The 17,399-nt window shown below is 68.9% G+C and carries 15 protein-coding genes; all 15 read left to right on the top strand.

What is annotated here, in order from left to right:
• Positions 1–17: 17 nt before the first annotated feature.
• Positions 18–578, top strand: a complete 561-nt coding sequence (gene efp, locus KV396_RS14735; protein WP_247622442.1) for an elongation factor P — start codon at positions 18–20, stop codon at positions 576–578.
• A 3-nt stretch (positions 579–581) separates the two neighbouring features.
• Positions 582–992: a transcription antitermination factor NusB gene (gene nusB, locus KV396_RS14730; RefSeq protein WP_247622443.1), complete on the top strand. Its 411-nt coding sequence runs from the start codon at positions 582–584 to the stop codon at positions 990–992.
• A gap of 54 nt (positions 993–1,046) precedes the next feature.
• Complete coding sequence (locus KV396_RS14725) at positions 1,047–4,013, top strand: DEAD/DEAH box helicase (protein ID WP_247956182.1); 2,967 nt, start codon at positions 1,047–1,049, stop codon at positions 4,011–4,013.
• A 123-nt stretch (positions 4,014–4,136) separates the two neighbouring features.
• Positions 4,137–5,714 (top strand): Rieske 2Fe-2S domain-containing protein, encoded by a 1,578-nt coding sequence (locus tag KV396_RS14720; protein ID WP_247956181.1) that lies wholly within the window; start codon positions 4,137–4,139, stop codon positions 5,712–5,714.
• A 4-nt stretch (positions 5,715–5,718) separates the two neighbouring features.
• On the top strand, positions 5,719–6,234 hold the full coding sequence (locus KV396_RS14715) for a hypothetical protein (RefSeq protein WP_247632190.1): 516 nt from the start codon (positions 5,719–5,721) through the stop codon (positions 6,232–6,234).
• A gap of 68 nt (positions 6,235–6,302) precedes the next feature.
• Positions 6,303–6,833, top strand: a complete 531-nt coding sequence (pyrR, locus tag KV396_RS14710) for a bifunctional pyr operon transcriptional regulator/uracil phosphoribosyltransferase PyrR (protein WP_247956180.1) — start codon at positions 6,303–6,305, stop codon at positions 6,831–6,833.
• Positions 6,830–7,795, top strand: coding sequence for an aspartate carbamoyltransferase catalytic subunit (locus tag KV396_RS14705; RefSeq protein ID WP_247622448.1), 966 nt, complete (start codon positions 6,830–6,832; stop codon positions 7,793–7,795). Before pyrR ends, KV396_RS14705 begins: the two co-directional genes overlap by 4 nt.
• Positions 7,792–9,096, top strand: a complete 1,305-nt coding sequence (locus KV396_RS14700; RefSeq protein ID WP_247622449.1) for a dihydroorotase — start codon at positions 7,792–7,794, stop codon at positions 9,094–9,096. The genes KV396_RS14705 and KV396_RS14700 overlap by 4 nt, the downstream gene beginning before the upstream one ends.
• A complete protein-coding gene (locus KV396_RS14695; RefSeq protein WP_247956179.1) occupies positions 9,093–9,605 on the top strand; it encodes a PH-like domain-containing protein in 513 nt (170 codons plus the stop codon). The genes KV396_RS14700 and KV396_RS14695 overlap by 4 nt, the downstream gene beginning before the upstream one ends.
• On the top strand, positions 9,602–10,747 hold the full coding sequence (gene carA / locus KV396_RS14690) for a glutamine-hydrolyzing carbamoyl-phosphate synthase small subunit (RefSeq protein WP_247956178.1): 1,146 nt from the start codon (positions 9,602–9,604) through the stop codon (positions 10,745–10,747). The genes KV396_RS14695 and carA overlap by 4 nt, the downstream gene beginning before the upstream one ends.
• Positions 10,747–14,034, top strand: a complete 3,288-nt coding sequence (gene carB, locus KV396_RS14685; protein ID WP_247956177.1) for a carbamoyl-phosphate synthase large subunit — start codon at positions 10,747–10,749, stop codon at positions 14,032–14,034. Before carA ends, carB begins: the two co-directional genes overlap by 1 nt.
• The gene (gene pyrF, locus KV396_RS14680) at positions 14,031–14,876 is read left to right on the top strand and encodes an orotidine-5'-phosphate decarboxylase (RefSeq protein ID WP_247956176.1); all 846 of its coding nucleotides are present in this window, start codon (positions 14,031–14,033) and stop codon (positions 14,874–14,876) included. The genes carB and pyrF overlap by 4 nt, the downstream gene beginning before the upstream one ends.
• On the top strand, positions 14,869–15,777 hold the full coding sequence (gene gmk / locus KV396_RS14675) for a guanylate kinase (RefSeq protein WP_247622454.1): 909 nt from the start codon (positions 14,869–14,871) through the stop codon (positions 15,775–15,777). The genes pyrF and gmk overlap by 8 nt, the downstream gene beginning before the upstream one ends.
• Positions 15,778–15,842: 65 nt before the next feature.
• Entirely contained in the window at positions 15,843–16,100 is a 258-nt protein-coding gene (gene rpoZ, locus KV396_RS14670) for a DNA-directed RNA polymerase subunit omega (protein WP_247622455.1), read from the top strand.
• A gap of 91 nt (positions 16,101–16,191) precedes the next feature.
• Complete coding sequence (gene metK, locus KV396_RS14665; protein ID WP_247956175.1) at positions 16,192–17,385, top strand: methionine adenosyltransferase; 1,194 nt, start codon at positions 16,192–16,194, stop codon at positions 17,383–17,385.
• The last annotated feature ends 14 nt before the right edge of the window (positions 17,386–17,399 follow it).

The following is a 17,399-nucleotide window of genomic DNA, read 5'->3' as shown; positions in this document are numbered from 1 at the left end:
AACGGAACTCTCAGCGCATGGCATCTACCGCAGACATCAAGAACGGCGTCGTCCTCAGCATCGACGGGCAGCTCTGGAGCGTCATCGAGTTCCAGCACGTGAAGCCCGGAAAGGGCGGTGCGTTCGTGCGCACCAAGCTCAAGAACGTCGTCTCCGGCAAGGTCGTCGACCGCACGTACAACGCGGGCGCGAAGATCGACATCGAGAACGTCGACCGCCGCGACTTCACCTACCTGTACAACGACGGCGACGGCTTCGTCTTCATGGACGCCACCGACTTCGACCAGCTCACGGTCGGCGCGGCCACGGTCGGCGACGCGAAGAACTTCCTGCTCGAGAACCAGCAGGTCACGATCGCTCTGAACAACGGCAACCCGCTGTACATCGACCTTCCGGCGTCGGTCATCCTCGAGGTGACGTACACCGAGCCCGGTCTGCAGGGCGACCGCTCGTCGGCCGGCACGAAGCCCGCCACCCTCGAGACCGGCTACGAGATGCAGGTTCCGCTGTTCCTCGAGACCGGCACCAAGATCAAGGTCGACACCCGCACGGGTGAGTACCTGGGTCGCGAGAAGTAAGGCGTGAGCGCTCGGACGAAGGCGCGCAAGCGCGCACTCGACATCCTCTTCTCCGCCGACGTGCGCGGAGACGACGTCGCCATCGCCCTCGCGGCCGAGGCCAAGCGGGCGGCGAGCGAACCTGCTCGCGAGGCCTCCTGGCTGTACGCCCGTGAGATCGTCGACGGCATCATCGATCACCGCGACGAGATCGACGAGCAGATCACCACGCACAGCCGTGAGTGGAAGATCGAGCGGATGCCGGCGGTCGACCGCGCACTCCTGCGCATCGCCGTCTGGGAGATCCTGCACAACGACGAGGTCCCGACGGCCGTCGCGATCGACGAGGCCGTGGAGCTCGCCAAGGAGTTCTCGACCGATGACTCGGGCGCGTTCGTGCACGGCGTCCTCGGTCGGGTGTCCCGCGCGGCCTGAACGCTCTGATCGCACCTCCGCCGCGTGTCGGAGGTGCGGGGGAGGATGAGGTCCATGGCGCTCCCGATCGATCCCGCGCGACGCGACCCGTCGCGTCCGGACGACGGGTGGCGCGCGCTGCTCGGTTCGCGCGACGACGCTGACGACGACCTCGCTCCGCTCGCCCTCGGTGTCGAGCTCCGCTACCGCGAGTCGCGTGGGGGCAACCCCTGGGCGGCCCGACCGCTCCGTGCGGCGACACCTCGCGACGTCGCCCGGCGCACGGGGGAGATCCTCCTCGGCATCCGTCCTCTGGAGCGCAGCGCCGCCAGCGGTGCGTGGGTACAGGGCGGCGCCACGTGGGACGCCGTTCGGCGGTCGTCGGCGCGGTACGGGCGTGAGCGTTCGCGCTGGTTCGCGGACCTCCTGAGCATCGCGCGCGATTCACTGCTCTCGGGCACCGCGGGTGACTGGTTGCTGGTCGACCACCTCGAATCCCGTCTGCTGTGGTCCCACCTCCGCGCGGGCGCGGCACTCGGAATCCCGCTCGTCCCGACGCAGAAGGATGTCGAGGTCGTGCTGGCCGACCGTGCGGGTGTGCGCGCGGACATCGCCAGGAATGACGAGGGCGACCTCGAGGTGTCGGCCGTGGGCGAGTTCGACGGTGAGACGATCGGCGACGCAGACATCCGCCCGATCGGACGCAGCGGCATCTACGCCGTGACCTCCCACGGACACCGGGTGCGGGTGGTCCTGGCCGAGATCCCGCTCAGCGACTCGGTGCACGCTTTGATCGCCGCTTCCGGCCCTCTGGTCGTGCCGCGTGCAGACGAAGAGGCGTTCCTGCGCGAGGCGTATCCGCTGCTGGCGCGTCGCATCGAGGTGCGCGGCAGTGCGCGGGTCGATCTTCCGCCGTTGCCCCTGCCGACACCGGTGCTCCAGCTCACGTTCCGTCGCGGCGACACGATCGCCTTCGCGTTCGAATGGGAGTACCGGGGCTTCGGTCGCGTGCCTCTCGACGAGTCCACCCACGGCGTGCGCGATCGGGCGGCCGAGACGGCAATCCTCGAACCGATCCTCGCGGTCTGGCAGCGGGCGACGGGGGAGCGCTTCACATCGACAGGGACGTTCCACGACGTCGAAGCCGCGGAGTTCGTCACGCATCTCGTCCCCCGTCTCGAGGTCGAGGGGGTGCTCGTCGAGGTGTCCGGTCGACGCAAGACGTATCACGAGCTCACCGGCGAACCGGAGGTGACGGTCTCGACGGTCGAGTCCGCCGACCCCGACTGGTTCGACCTCGGCGTGCTCGTGCGCATCGACGGCCGACTGATCCCGTTCGAACCGCTCTTCACCGCTCTGACGAAGGGGCGTAGGAAACTCCTGCTCGTCGACGGGAGCTACTTCTCGCTGCAGCATCCTGCGCTGGACCGCTTGCGCGAACTACTCGACGAGGCTGCCGACCTCGACGAGTGGGAGACCGGGCCCCGCATCAGCCGTCATCAGACCGACCTCTGGGAGGAGTTCGAGGATCTCGCCGATCAGGCTCTCCCCGCCGTCACCTGGCGGGCCACGGCCGAAGGGCTGCGCGCTGCCACGGGTGTGCCGTCCGCACCGATGCCGCAAGGGATCATCGCCGAGCTGCGTCCGTATCAGAAGGAGGGATTCGACTGGCTCGCCTTCCTCTGGCAGCACCGGTTGGGCGGGATCCTCGCCGACGACATGGGCCTGGGGAAGACACTCCAGATCCTCACTCTGATCGCGCATGCCCGCGAGACGGGGGAGCGCCGGCCGTTCCTCGTGATCGCGCCGACGTCGGTCGCCGGAACGTGGCAGTCCGAGGCGGCCAGGTTCGCCCCCGGGCTGGCGGTGCAGGTGCGCGGCGCGACGCGCTCGTCCGGTCTGGCCGAGCCGTTCGGCACCGACGTGGTCGTCACCACCTACGCGGTCGCCCGTCTCGACGCGGATGCCTTCGCCGCGGTCGAGTGGGCGGGGATCGTGCTCGATGAGGCCCAGTTCGTCAAGAATCCCGCGACCAAACTGCACCGCGCGATCGCGGGCTTCCGCTCGGACGTGACGATCGCCGTGACCGGAACCCCCCTCGAGAACAGCCTCACCGAGCTCTGGGCGCTGCTCCAGCTCACCGCACCCGGTCTCTTCCCCTCCGCCCGAAAGTTCCGTGAGCGCTACATCCAGCCGATCGAGCAGGGCAAGGTCCCCGAGAACGAGGAGGGCGGCCCCTACCGTCAGCGTCGTCTCGCGCAGCTGCGGCGACGGATCCGCCCCCTGGTGCTGCGGCGCACCAAGGAGCACGTGGCCCCCGACCTCCCCTCGAAGCAGGAGCAGATCCTCGAGGTCGAGCTCAGCGCCTCGCATCGCGCGCTGTACGAGGCCGTGCTGCAGCGCGAGCGTCAGAAGGTGCTCGGTCTGCTGCCCGATCTCGATCGCAACCGGTTCATCGTGTTCCGTTCGCTGACGCTGCTGCGGATGCTGAGCCTGTCGCCGGCCCTCATCGATGCGAACGATCGCCGGATCGGGTCGCGCAAGCTCGACGTTCTGCTGGAGAGGGTCGCCGAACTGCAGGAGGAGGGCCACCGCGCCCTCGTCTTCAGCCAGTTCACGTCGTTCCTCGACCTCGCCGCCGAACGGCTCACCGCCGCCGGCATCCCGTATGCGCATCTCGACGGAGCGTCCCTGCGCCGACAGGAGATCGTCGACGGCTTCCGGGACGGCACGCAGCCGGTCTTCCTCATCAGCCTCAAAGCCGGTGGGTTCGGCCTGACGCTCACCGAGGCCGACTACGTCTTCCTGCTGGACCCGTGGTGGAACCCGGCGGCCGAGGCGCAGGCCGTCGACCGCACGCACCGCATCGGACAGTCCGCGCAGGTCTTCGTCTATCGCATGATCTCGGTAGGCACGATCGAGGAGAAGGTGCTCGACCTGCAGCGGCGCAAGGCACGGCTCTTCTCGGCCGTGATGGACGACGAGGCCCTCTTCGCTCAGGCGCTCACCGCGGACGACATCCGCGGACTCTTCGACGACTGAGTCCCCGACACCGGGTTATCCACGGCCCGGTCGCTGCGGACGCACAGCGGGGCGCGGGTAGAATCGGTGCCGTCCAGGAGGGCGCTCGAACAGGGGCGTCCGGGATGCACCAGGAGGAGCGCAATGCGGATCACGGGACTCGGCCACGCCGGGATGTTCATCGAGACGGTCGGCGGGAACATCATCTGCGACCCCGTGCTCGGACCGTCCTTCTTCGGCTCCTGGTTCCCCTTCCCCGACAACCGCGCGCTCGACTGGGAGCGCTTCGGGAGGGAAGCGGACTTCCTCTACATCTCGCATCGTCACCGCGACCACTTCGACCCGAAGCTGCTCGAGCGGTACATCCGCAAGGACATCGAGGTGCTGCTGCCCGAGTACCCGATCGACGATCTCGAGCAGGACATCCGGGCCCTCGGTTACACCAACATCACGTACGCGCCCGCGGGCGAGATCATCGAGCGCGGCGACCTCAAGATCATGATCACCCCGCTGCGCGCCCCCAGCGACGGCCCGATCGGCGACTCCTCGCTCAGCATCGACGACGGCACCGGGTCGGTGCTGAACCAGAACGATTCGCACCCGCTCGACCTCGACAGCCTGCTGCACTTCGGCAAGCCTGACGCGTATTTCACGCAGGTCTCGGGCGCGATCTGGTGGCCGATGGTCTACGACCTCCCGATGGATGCGAAGCAGAACTTCGCCCAGCTCAAGCGCGAGGCGCAGAACAAGCGCGCGATGTACTACATCGAGAAGGTCGATGCGCCGCACGTGTTCCCGATGGCGGGCCCGCCCATGTTCCTGCGCGACGAGCTCTTCGACTTCAACGGCACGGGGCGCAACGGCGAATCGATCTTCACCGACCAGAAGCAGTTCCTCGCGCACATGAAGGAGCTGGCGCCGCAGTACGACGGTCAGCTCTTCATCCCCGGCACGGTCGTCACGGTCGCCTCGGGTGACGTCACGACCGAGCAGACGCTGTACACCGATGCCGAGATCTCGCACATCTTCGACGAGAAGTGGGACTACCTCGAGGAGCAGCGGGCCAGCCGTCAGCAGGAGATCCGCGACGAAGAGGCCTCGCGCGCCGAGGCGCTGCCCGCGGAAGAGATCCTCGCGGCGATCAAGGAGTGGTGGGAGCCGCTGCTGAAGAAGTCCCGCACGATCCGTCTCGGCGTCGGCGGCAACGTGCGTTTCCGGATCGGCGACCTCGACATGGTGGTCGACTTCCCGCGCGCCAAGGTGCGCGAGTACGCGGGGGAGGAGTGCGTCTACTGGTACACGATCCCCGCCGACCTCGTCTCGACGAACATCCGTGATCACGAGATCGACTGGTCGAACTCGATCTTCCTGTCGATGCAGTTCCAGGTGGGGCGCAGCGGCAAGTTCAACGAGTTCCTGACGACGTTCCTCAAGTGCCTGTCGGTCGACCGCATCGAGTACGTCGAGAACTGGTACCAGGAGCAGACCGACCAGACCGAGGACGCCGAGATCGGCGACTGGCTCGTGCAGCGTCGGTGCCCGCACCTGCGCGCCGACCTCACCCGCACCGGAACGGTCGACGGCGACGGCATCCTCACGTGCAGCATGCACGACTGGAAGTGGGACCTGAAGACCGGTCGCTGCCTGTCGACGAGCGGTCACCCGATCCGCTCCTCGAAGCTCGAGGAGCCGGCCGGCGACGTGCTCGCCGAGGCGAGCTGACCGCGTGACGCTCCCGGCCCTCGAGGGCGCGCGGTGGGTGGTGCGTTCGACGACCGATCGACTCCTGCGCATCGCAACGGACTTCTTCGCCGAGCAGGGTTTCGCTGTGCGAGAGTCCGCGTTCGCCGATACCGCCGACGAGGCGGGATGGATCGCGGTCGCCCTCGAAGCGAGCGGACGAGGGGCGGCTGCGCACCGGCGGAGTCGCCTGGCGAGCTTCCTGGCCGGACGCCGGGAGGAATCGTCTCGGTCCGACACGCCGCAGGTCGTCATCATCGCGACGGCACGGCGCGTGTCGAACGGGATAGCCGAGCTCGTCGTCTATCCGCACGCCGCCCCGGAGAGCACTCCCGCAATCGTCGAGACGGCGGCGGCTCCCATCGCAGCCGCGCTCGCGGCGATCACCTCTGCGGCCGGTGCCGAGTCGGCGATGCTTTCACACGAGCGCCTCCGCTCCGCACCAGAGGATGAATGCCCCGCTTCGGACGCGAGGGCCCGCGACGTGCTCGGCTGGCGCTGACACCCCGCTAGACTGGTGAGGAAAGCAACCTTTAACACCGTCCTGTGAGGCGGAGAAGGGAGCGGCTGATGAGTGCACGCACCGTCTTGCACGAAGCCGATATCTCGCGGGCTCTGACCCGTATCGCGCACGAGATCCTCGAATCGAATCGAGGGGCCGATGACCTCGTCCTGCTGGGTATCCCGACCCGCGGAGTGACGCTCGCCCATCGCCTCGGCGCTCTGATCAGCGACATCGCTCAGCGTCCCGTTCCGGTGGGCGCGCTCGACGTCACGCTCTTCCGCGACGATCTGGCGAAGCATCCGACGCGTTCCCCGCGTCCGACCGAGATCCCCGCCGGCGGTATCGAGGGGCGCACGGTCGTGCTCGTCGACGACGTGCTCTTCTCCGGGCGGAGCATCCGTGCCGCGCTCGACGCGATCCAGTCGATCGGCCGCCCGTCCGTCGTGCGACTGGCGATCCTGGTCGACCGCGGCCACCGCGAGCTGCCGATCCGCCCCGACTTCGTCGGCAAGAACATCCCCTCCGCGCGCACCGAGCGCGTCAACGTGCGTCTCGTCGAGAACGACGGGGCCGAGGAGGTGACGATCGGCGAATGAGGCACCTCCTGGATACCCGCACCCTCGATCGCGCCACCGCCCTTCGCATCCTCGACGTCGCCGAGGACATGTCCGACACGCAGTCCCGCGAGGTCAAGAAGCTCCCGACCCTGCGGGGCAAGACCGTCGTGAACCTCTTCTTCGAGGACTCGACGCGGACGCGCATCTCGTTCGAGGCCGCCGCCAAGCGCCTCTCGGCCGATGTCATCAACTTCGCCGCCAAGGGCTCCAGCGTGTCGAAGGGCGAGAGCCTCAAGGACACGGCCCAGACCCTCGAGGCGATCGGCGCCGACGCGGTCGTCATCCGCCACCCCGGCTCCGGCGCCCCGCAGACGCTGGCGACGAGCGGATGGATCTCCGCCGGTGTCGTCAACGCCGGCGATGGAACGCACGAGCACCCCACTCAGGCGCTGCTCGACGCGTTCACGATCCGCAAGCGGCGGTTCGGTGCCGACAGCCGAGGCCGCGACCTCTCCGGCGTGCGTGTGGTGATCGTCGGCGACGTGCTGCACTCCCGGGTCGCGCGCTCGAACGTCTGGCTGCTCACGACCCTCGGCGCCGACGTCACCGTCGTCGCGCCGCCGACGCTCGTGCCGCAGAACGTATCGCTGTGGCCGATCCGCGTGGTCTACGACCTCGACGAGGCGCTGGCCGGCGAACCGGACGCGGTCATGATGCTGCGGATCCAGCTCGAACGGATGAATGCCGCGTATTTCCCCACTGAGCGGGAGTATTCACGGCGCTGGGGACTCGACGCACGGCGTGTGGCCGGTCTTCCGGACGGTAGCATTGTGATGCACCCCGGACCGATGAACCGCGGACTGGAGATCTCCTCCGAAGCGGCCGATTCGCCTCGCTCCACGGTGCTGGAGCAGGTCACCAACGGAGTATCCGTGCGCATGGCGGTGCTGTACCTGCTGCTGGCAGGGGAACGAGACGACGAACGAGGGGGAGACCTGTGAGCGAGACCCTCGTCATCACCGGTGCGAAGCTGCTCGGCACGGACAGTGCCGACATCATCATCGAGGACGGCCTGATCGCCGAGATCGGCAGCGGTCTCAGCCGCGCCGGCGCTCGAGTCATCGACGCCGAGGGCCTGGTCGCACTGCCGGGCCTGGTCGACCTCCACACCCACCTGCGGGAGCCCGGCTACGAGGCATCCGAGACCATCCTCACCGGCACGCGGGCCGCGGCATCCGGCGGGTTCACGGCCGTCTTCGCGATGCCGAACACCTCGCCGGTCGCCGACACCGCCGGCGTCGTCGAGCAGGAACTCGCCCTGGGCGAGGCCGCCGGCTACGCCACCGTGCAGCCGATCGGCGCGGTCACCGTCGGGCAGAAGGGCGAGCGGTTGGCCGAGCTCGGCGCGATGGCCTCCTCGCGCGCCCGGGTGCGCGTCTTCAGCGACGACGGCTTCTGCGTCTTCGATCCGCTGATCATGCGGCGCGCCCTCGAGTACGTGAAGTCCTTCGACGGCGTCATCGCCCAGCACGCACAGGATCCGCGCCTCACCGAGGGCGCCCAGATGAACGAGGGCACCGTCTCGGCGGAGCTCGGGCTCACGGGCTGGCCCGCGGTCGCGGAGGAGTCGATCATCGCGCGCGACGTGCTGCTCGCCGAGCACGTCGGGTCGCGCCTGCACGTCTGCCATCTGTCGACCGCCGGGTCGGTGGACATCATCCGCTGGGCCAAGAAGCGCGGGATCGCGGTGACCGCCGAGGTCACCCCGCACCACCTGCTCCTCACCGACGAGCTCGTGCGAGGATACGACGCCCGCTACAAGGTCAACCCGCCGCTGCGCCGCGAGGAGGACGTGCTCGCCGTGCGCGAGGGCCTCGCGGACGGCACGATCGACATCGTGGCCACCGATCACGCGCCGCACCCGAGCGAGGCGAAGGCGTGCGAATGGCAGGCCGCCGCGAACGGCATGGTGGGGCTCGAGAGCGCCCTGCGCGTCGTGCACCAGTCGATGGTGCAGACCGGACTGCTCGGCTGGGAAGACGTCGCTCGGGTGATGAGCGCGACCCCCGCCAGGATCGGTCGTCTCACCGGTCACGGCACACCGCTCCTCGCCGGGCAGCCCGCGCAGCTCGCGCTCTACGACGCCTCGGTCGAGGGCGTCTTCAGCGAGGGGGACCTGCACGGGCGCAGCACCAACTCTCCCTACCTCGGTCGGGCCCTGCCCGGTCGGGTGGAGTACACGGTGCACGGTGGACGGCTGACGGTCGACGCCGGCTCGCTGGTCGAGGGCCTGAACGCATGAGCGCACGGGACATCGCGATCGCGATCACCATCGCCGTCGCCCTCCTCGTCCTGCTGACGATGCTGCTCTCGTGGCGACGACGGCAGCGACGCGATTCGGCGATCGTCGCTCCGCTGGGAGTGCCCGAGCACGCCGAGGTCGCGTCGCGTCATGAAGTGCTCTACGTCTCGACAACGAAGCACGACCAGCCCCTCGAGCGCCTCGCGATCTCGCCGCTGGCCTACCGCGCACGCGGTGAGCTCGCGATCACGGACCGCGGCGTGGCGCTCTGCCTCGACGGAGCACCGACCGTGTTCCTCGCCTCCTCCCGCTTGGTCGACATCGGCCGCGCGACCGTCACCATCGACCGCGTGGTCGAGCCGGGCGGACTCGTGCGGATCGACTGGCGGGCCGACGACCACACCGTCGTCGATTCCTACCTGCGACTCGCCACCGGCGATCCCCAGAACCTCATCTCCGACCTGCGACGGCTCATCCCCGCCGCTCACGACACAGGAGCCACAGAATGACCGCTCTTCCCGAATCCGCCGTGCTCGTCCTCGAGGACGGCACCCGTTACACCGGCCGCGCCTACGGCGCGCGCGGCACCGCCCTCGGCGAGGTCGTCTTCTCGACCGGAATGTCCGGTTACCAGGAGACGATCACCGACCCGTCGTACGCCGGCCAGATCGTGCTGCAGACCGCACCCCACATCGGTAACACGGGGATGAACGACGAGGACCCCGAGTCCCGCCGCATCTGGGTCGCCGGCTACATCGTGCGCGACCCCTCGCGCGTCGTCTCGAACTGGCGCGCGAACGCCTCGCTCGACGACGTCCTCGTGCAGGACGGGATCGTGGGCATCAGCGGTATCGACACCCGCGCCATCACGCGCCACATCCGTTCCGCCGGCTCCATGCGCGGCGGCATCTTCTCGGGAGCGGATGCCGCGCTCGACGCCGAGGAGCAGGTGCGCATCGTGCGCGAAGCGCCGCAGATGGCGGGTCAGAACCTGTCGGCCGAGGTCTCGGTCGACGCCGTCACGATCACGACGGCGCTGGGGGAGCGGGTCGGCAACCTCGCCGTCCTCGACCTCGGGGTGAAGCAGGCCACGATCGACAACCTCGCCTCCCGCGGTTTCGAGGTGCACGTGATGCCGCAGACGTCGACCATCGACGACATCCGCGCGATCGACCCCGTCGCCGTCTTCTACTCGAACGGCCCGGGTGACCCCGCGGCATCCGGCGACCACGTCGAGCTCCTGCGCGCCGTGCTCGACGACGGCCTGCCGTTCTTCGGCATCTGCTTCGGCAACCAGCTGCTGGGGCGCGCGCTCGGCCTCGGCACCTACAAGCTGCCGTTCGGACACCGAGGCATCAACCAGCCCGTGCTCGACAAGTCCACCGGGCGCGTCGAGATCACCGCGCACAACCACGGGTTCGCGGTCGACGCTCCGCTCGACGGCGCGTTCGACAGCCCGAACGGCTACGGCAAGGTCGAGGTCAGCCACGTCGGCCTCAACGACAACGTGGTCGAGGGCCTCCGCGCTCTCGACATCCCCGCCTTCTCGGTGCAGTACCACCCGGAGGCCGCGGCAGGACCGCACGACGCCAACTACCTCTTCGACCGGTTCCGCGACCTGGTCATCGCCAGCCAGAAGGACGCCAAGTAATGCCCAAGCGCGACGACATCAACTCCGTCCTCGTCATCGGCTCCGGCCCGATCGTCATCGGCCAGGCCTGCGAGTTCGACTACTCCGGCACCCAGGCGTGCCGCGTGCTCCGCGAGGAGGGCGTGCGCGTCATCCTCGTGAACTCGAACCCCGCGACGATCATGACCGACCCGGACTTCGCCGACGCCACGTACGTCGAGCCGATCACCTGGGAGGTCATCGAGACCATCATCGCGAAGGAGCGCCCCGACGCGATCCTTCCGACCCTCGGCGGCCAGACCGCGCTCAACGCGGCGATCCAGCTCCACAACCACGGCATCCTCGAGAAGTACGACGTCGAGCTGATCGGCGCGAACTTCGAGGCGATCAACAAGGGCGAGGACCGCCAGATCTTCAAGCAGCTGGTGCTCGACGCCGGCGCCGACGTGGCCGACTCGCGCATCGCGCACACCATGGACGAGGTGCTGGCGGCCGCCGACGAGCTCGGGTACCCGCTCGTGGTGCGCCCGAGCTTCACCATGGGCGGCCTCGGCTCCGGATTCGCCTACGACGAGGAGGACCTGCGGCGCATCGCCGGCGCGGGTCTGCACGACTCGCCCACCAACGAGGTGCTCCTCGAGGAGTCGATCCTCGGCTGGAAGGAGTACGAGCTCGAGCTCATGCGCGACACGTCCGACAACACGGTCGTCGTCTGCTCGATCGAGAACGTCGACCCGGTCGGTGTACACACCGGCGACTCGATCACCGTCGCTCCGGCGCTCACGCTCACCGACCGCGAGTACCAGAAGCTGCGCGACATCGGCATCGACATCATCCGCGCCGTCGGCGTCGACACCGGTGGCTGCAACATCCAGTTCGCGGTGAACCCCGAGAACGGGCGCATCATCGTGATCGAGATGAACCCCCGCGTCTCGCGTTCGAGCGCGCTGGCCTCGAAGGCGACCGGATTCCCGATCGCGAAGCTCGCGGCGAAGCTCGCCCTCGGCTACCGCCTCGACGAGATCCCGAACGACATCACCGGCGTGACGCCGGCGAGCTTCGAGCCCACGCTCGACTACGTCGTGGTGAAGGTGCCCCGCTTCGCGTTCGAGAAGTTCCCGGCCGCCGACGTCACCCTCACGACCACCATGAAGTCGGTCGGCGAGGCGATGGCCATCGGTCGCAACTACGCCACGGCCCTGCAGAAGGCGCTGCGTTCCCTCGAGAAGCGCGGCTCGAGCTTCCACTGGGGTCCGGAGGAGCGCTCCGTCGAAGAGCTCCTCGAGATCTCGAAGACGCCGACCGACGGTCGCATCGTGGTGCTGCAGCAGGCGCTGCGCAAGGGCGCGACGATCGAGCAGGCCTTCGACGCGACCGCGATCGACCCCTGGTTCCTCGACCAGATCGTCCTCATCAACGAGGTCGCCGAGATCGTGCGCACCGCTCCCGAGCTCGACGCCGCCACCCTGCGCTACGCGAAGGAGCACGGCTTCTCCGACGCGCAGCTGGCCGAGATCCGCGGCGAGAGCGAGGACGAGATCCGCGGCGTGCGCCGCGGCCTCGGCATCCGCCCGGTCTACAAGACCGTCGACACCTGCGCCGGCGAGTTCCCCGCCCTCACGCCGTACCACTACTCGAGCTACGACTTCGAGACCGAGGTCGAGCCCTCCGAACGCACCAAGGTCGTCATCATCGGCTCGGGACCGAACCGCATCGGACAGGGAGTCGAGTTCGACTACTCGTGCGTGCACGCGTCGTTCGCGCTGTCGGATGCCGGGTACGAGACCGTCATGGTCAACTGCAACCCGGAGACCGTGTCGACCGACTACGACACCTCGGACCGTCTGTACTTCGAGCCCCTGACGCTCGAAGACGTCCTCGAGGTCCTCGACGCCGAGGCCGCCAGCGGCACCATCCTGGGTGTCGTCTGCCAGCTCGGCGGCCAGACCCCGCTGGGGCTCGCGAAGGGCATCGAGGCGGCGGGGTACACGATCCTCGGCACGAGTCCTGCCGCGATCGACCTCGCGGAGGAGCGGGCACTGTTCAGCGGTATCCTCGACGCCGCCGGGCTCGTGGCCCCGCGCCACGGTACCGCGATCGACGTCGACGGCGCCGTGGCGGTCGCCGAGGACATCGGCTACCCGGTTCTCGTGCGCCCGAGCTTCGTGCTCGGTGGTCGCGGCATGGAGATCGTCTACGACACCGAGAGCCTGCGCGACTACTTCGTGCGCACCGCCGGCGAGGTCGTCATCGAGGAGGGCAAGCCCCTTCTCGTCGACCGCTTCCTCGACGACGCGATCGAGATCGACGTCGACGCGCTGTTCGACGGCACCGAGCTCTACATCGGCGGCGTGATGGAGCACCTCGAGGAGGCCGGCATCCACTCCGGCGACTCGAGCTGCACCCTTCCGCCCATCTCGCTCGGACGCAGCGACATCGATCGGGTGCGCACCGCGACGCTCGCGATCGCTCAGGGCGTCGGAGTCCGTGGCCTGCTGAACGTGCAGTTCGCGATCAGCGCCGGCGTGCTCTACGTGATCGAGGCCAACCCGCGCGCCAGCCGTACGGTCCCGTTCGTCTCGAAGGCGTTGGGGATCCCGCTCGCGAAGGCGGCCAGCCGCGTCATGGCCGGCTCCACGATCGCCGAGCTGAAGTCCGAGCGCATGCTGCCCGAGAACGACGGTTCGCGGGTGCCGCTCGGCTCGCCCGTCGCGGTGAAGGAAGCCGTGCTCCCGTTCAAGCGCTTCCGCACCAAGGACGGCAAGATCGTCGACTCCGTGCTCGGACCGGAGATGCGCTCGACCGGTGAGGTCATGGGCATCGACAAGGACTTCCCGACGGCCTTCGCCAAGAGCCAGGCGGCGGCATACGGGGGCATGCCCACCTCGGGCACCGTGTTCATCTCGGTCGCCGACTCCGACAAGCGGGCGGTCATCCTGCCCGCGCACCGGCTGCAGCAGCTCGGTTTCACGATCGTCGCGACCGAGGGCACGGCGGAGATCCTCTCCCGCAACGGCATCGCGGTGCAGGTCGTGGAGAAGTTCAGCGAGACCCATGAGTCGGGCGCGCAGAACATCGTCGACCTGATCAACGACGGAGCGATCGACATCGTCGTGAACACCCCCTCGGGTGGCACGGCGCGTGCCGACGGCTACGAGATCCGCGCGGCGGCCGTCGCCGCCGACAAGGCGCTGTTCACGACCATGGCCGTGCTCGGCGCTGCCGTGAGCGGTATGGACGCGGCCGACGAGGGCTTCCAGGTGAAGAGCCTGCAGGAGTATGCGCTCGACCGTCAGGCCACGGTGTGAGTGCAGGTTTCGGTGAGCGGGCGCGCGCGGGGATCCTCGCGCGCGGCCCGCTCTGTGTCGGAATCGATCCGCACGCGGCGCTGCTGGCGTCGTGGGGTCTGGCCGACGACGCCCGAGGTGTGCGGGAGTTCGGTCTTCGCACGGTGGATGCCGTCGCCGAGCGCGTCGCCTTCGTGAAGCCGCAGGTCTCGTTCTTCGAGCGTTTCGGTTCGGCGGGCTTCGCGGCCCTCGAGGACGTGCTGGCCGCTGCACGGCGAGCGGGCCTGCTGGTGATCGCCGATGCGAAGCGCGGCGACATCGGCAGCACCATGGATGCGTACGCGGCCGCCTGGCTGACCCCGGGCTCGCCGCTCGAGGCCGACGCGCTGACGGTGAACCCGTACCTCGGTGTAGGGGCGCTCGATGGCGCTCTCGCTCTGGCGCACACGCACGGGAAGGGGCTGTTCGTCCTGGCGGCGACCAGCAACCCCGAGGCGCGGTCGCTGCAGGCGTCGACGGGTTCTGGCGGCTCGACCGTTTCCGCGCAGGTGATCGACGAGGTGTCCACGCGCAACGCCGCCGCCGTCTCCGACGGCGAGTGGGGGAGCGCGGGCTTCGTGATCGGCGCGACCGTGGTCTGGACGGATGCCGCGATCGCGGCGTTCGCCCCACCCGCGCCCATCCTCGCCCCGGGGTTCGGAGCGCAGGGCGCGACCCCGCAGGATCTGCGCCCGCGTTTCGGCACCATGGCGCCCTGCGTGATCGCGAGCGAGAGCCGGAGCGTTCTCGCCGCCGGGCCGAACGGATTGGCCGATGCCGTGACCGCGCGCGTCGCAGAGTACGAGGAGTCCCTGAATGTCTGATGTCCGGGTGGTTCCCGAGGTCGACCGCGCCGCGGCGGCGCGCAAGGCGGTCGAACGCCGGCGTGCACGCGCATCGCTCAAGCGCGATCTGACCACGCGCGTGGTGACGCCGCAGGCGGTGCTGCGGCGCGCGACGGAGGATGCCGACTCGGTCGAGGGTTCGTTGCGGATCACCGACTTCCTGCTGGCGCTCCCGGCGATCGGAGCGGGCAAGCGCGATCGCGTCCTCGACGAGTTGCGGATCTCCCCGGTGAAGCGCCTCGGCGGACTGGGCGTGCGTCAGCGCGCCGCGCTCGCGGAGTGGCTCGACGGCCGCTTCCCGGTTCCGGAGCCGCGCGGGGCACGCAGCCGACTGCTCGTCCTCGCGGGCCCCACGGCTGTCGGCAAGGGCACCGTGGCGGCGCACATCCGCGAGAACCACCCCGAGATCCACCTCTCGGTCTCGGCCACGACGAGGGCTCCGCGACCGGGCGAGGTCGACGGGGTGCACTACTACTTCGTCGACGACGCCGAGTTCGATCGGCTCATCGCCGAGGGTGAGCTCCTGGAGTACGCCGTCGTGCACAACCGCTCCCGCTACGGCACGCCGCGGGCGCCGATCGACGCCGCACTGGCCGAGGGCAGGACGGTGCTGCTCGAGATCGATCTGCAGGGCGCGCGCCAGGTGCGGGCCGCCGAGCCGTCGGCCACGCTCATCTTCCTGCTGCCGCCGAGCTGGGACGAACTGGTGCAGCGGCTGGTCGGACGAGGCACCGAGGGCCCCGAGGAACGGGCGCGCCGACTGCGCACCGCGAAGGTCGAACTGGCCGCGCAGAACGAGTTCGACCACCTCATCGTGAACGAGACGGTCGCCGCTGCGGCCGACGAGGTCGTAGAATTGTCTTCAAGCTCTGCGCGCTGAGTGCTCTCGCGCGCCCATCGCACCGTCTTCGCGACGATCCCGTCGCCTGATCAGGAGGTCTCATCATGGCCGGACACCACACCAAGGGCATCATCGATCCCCCCATCGACAACCTGCTCGACCGCGTCGACTCGAAGTACGAGCTCGTGATCTACGCGTCGAAGCGCGCACGTCAGATCAACGACTACTACTCCGATCTGCACGAGGGCAACCTCTTCGACAACGTCGGCCCGCTCGTCGACTCCTCGGTCGAGGACAAGCCGCTCACGATCGCGCTGCACGAGATCAACGAGGACAAGCTCCGCCTGCGTCACGCAGAGTGATATTCGCGGCCCGCGCACCCGCTCTGTCGGTGGCGCGGGCCAGAATGGGTTCATCAGCCCTTCCCCTTCCGATCCCGTTCTGGAGTCCCCGATGAGCGCCCTGCGTCTGTTCACGTCCGAGTCCGTCACCGAAGGGCACCCGGACAAGATCTGCGACCAGATCTCGGACAGCATCCTCGACGGTCTGCTCTCGAAGGACCAGGACTCCCGCGTCGCGGTCGAGACCCTCGTCACCACCGGCCTCGTGCACGTGGCCGGCGAGATCCGTACCGAGGCGTACGTCGACATCCCGACGATCGTCCGCCAGGTGGTCAACGGCATCGGCTACACCTCCAGCGAGACCGGCTTCGACGGCGACTCCTGCGGCGTCAGCGTCTCCGTGGGCGAGCAGTCCACCGACATCGCGCACGGCGTCGACAACGCGCAGGAGCACCGCGACGGTTCCTCCGTCGACCCGCTCGACGGGCTCGGAGCCGGCGATCAGGGCATCATGTTCGGATTCGCGACGAACGAGACGCCGCAGCTCATGCCCATGGCGGCGTGGACGGCGCATCGCATCGCCGAACGCCTCACCGAGGTCCGCCGCAGCGGCGAGCTCCCCTTCCTCCGCCCCGACGGCAAGACGCAGGTCACGCTCGGCTACGACGGCTTCACCCCGAAGACCGTCGACGCGGTCGTCGTGTCGACCCAGCACCACCCCGACATCTCTCAGGACGAGCTCAAGTCCCTGGTGCGCGAGCGCGTGATCGCGCCGGTGCTCGAGACCACGGGCCTCTATCTCGATGACGTCACGTATTACATCAACCCTGCGGGCCCGTTCGTCACGGGCGGCCCCAAGGGCGACGCCGGCCTGACCGGACGCAAGATCATCATCGACACCTACGGCGGGGCTGCGCGCCACGGCGGGGGAGCGTTCAGCGGCAAGGACCCGTCCAAGGTCGATCGCTCGGGCGCGTACGCGACCCGCTGGGTCGCGAAGAACGCGGTCGCGGCCGGACTGGCGGACCGGCTCGAGGTGCAGGTCGCCTACGCGATCGGCGTCGCGCGCCCCGTGGGCCTCTACGTCGAGACCTTCGGCACCGGCAAGGTCTCCGACGAGATCATCACCCGGGCCATCAACGAGGTCTTCGATCTGCGACCGCAGGCGATCATCGAACAGCTCGACCTGCTGCGCCCGATCTACGCGCAGACCGCTGCCTACGGTCACTTCGGCCGAGAGCTGCCCGACTTCACGTGGGAGCGCACGGATCGGGTCGACGAGCTGCGCCGCGCCGCCGGCCTGTGACGGAACGCCACCTC

Origin of the sequence: Microbacterium galbinum, assembly GCF_023101185.1 — a bacterium.
Taxonomy (GTDB): Bacteria; Actinomycetota; Actinomycetes; order Actinomycetales; family Microbacteriaceae; genus Microbacterium; species Microbacterium galbinum.
Note: the sequence above shows the minus strand (reverse complement) of the source record. Positions and strands in the feature narration are given on the sequence as shown.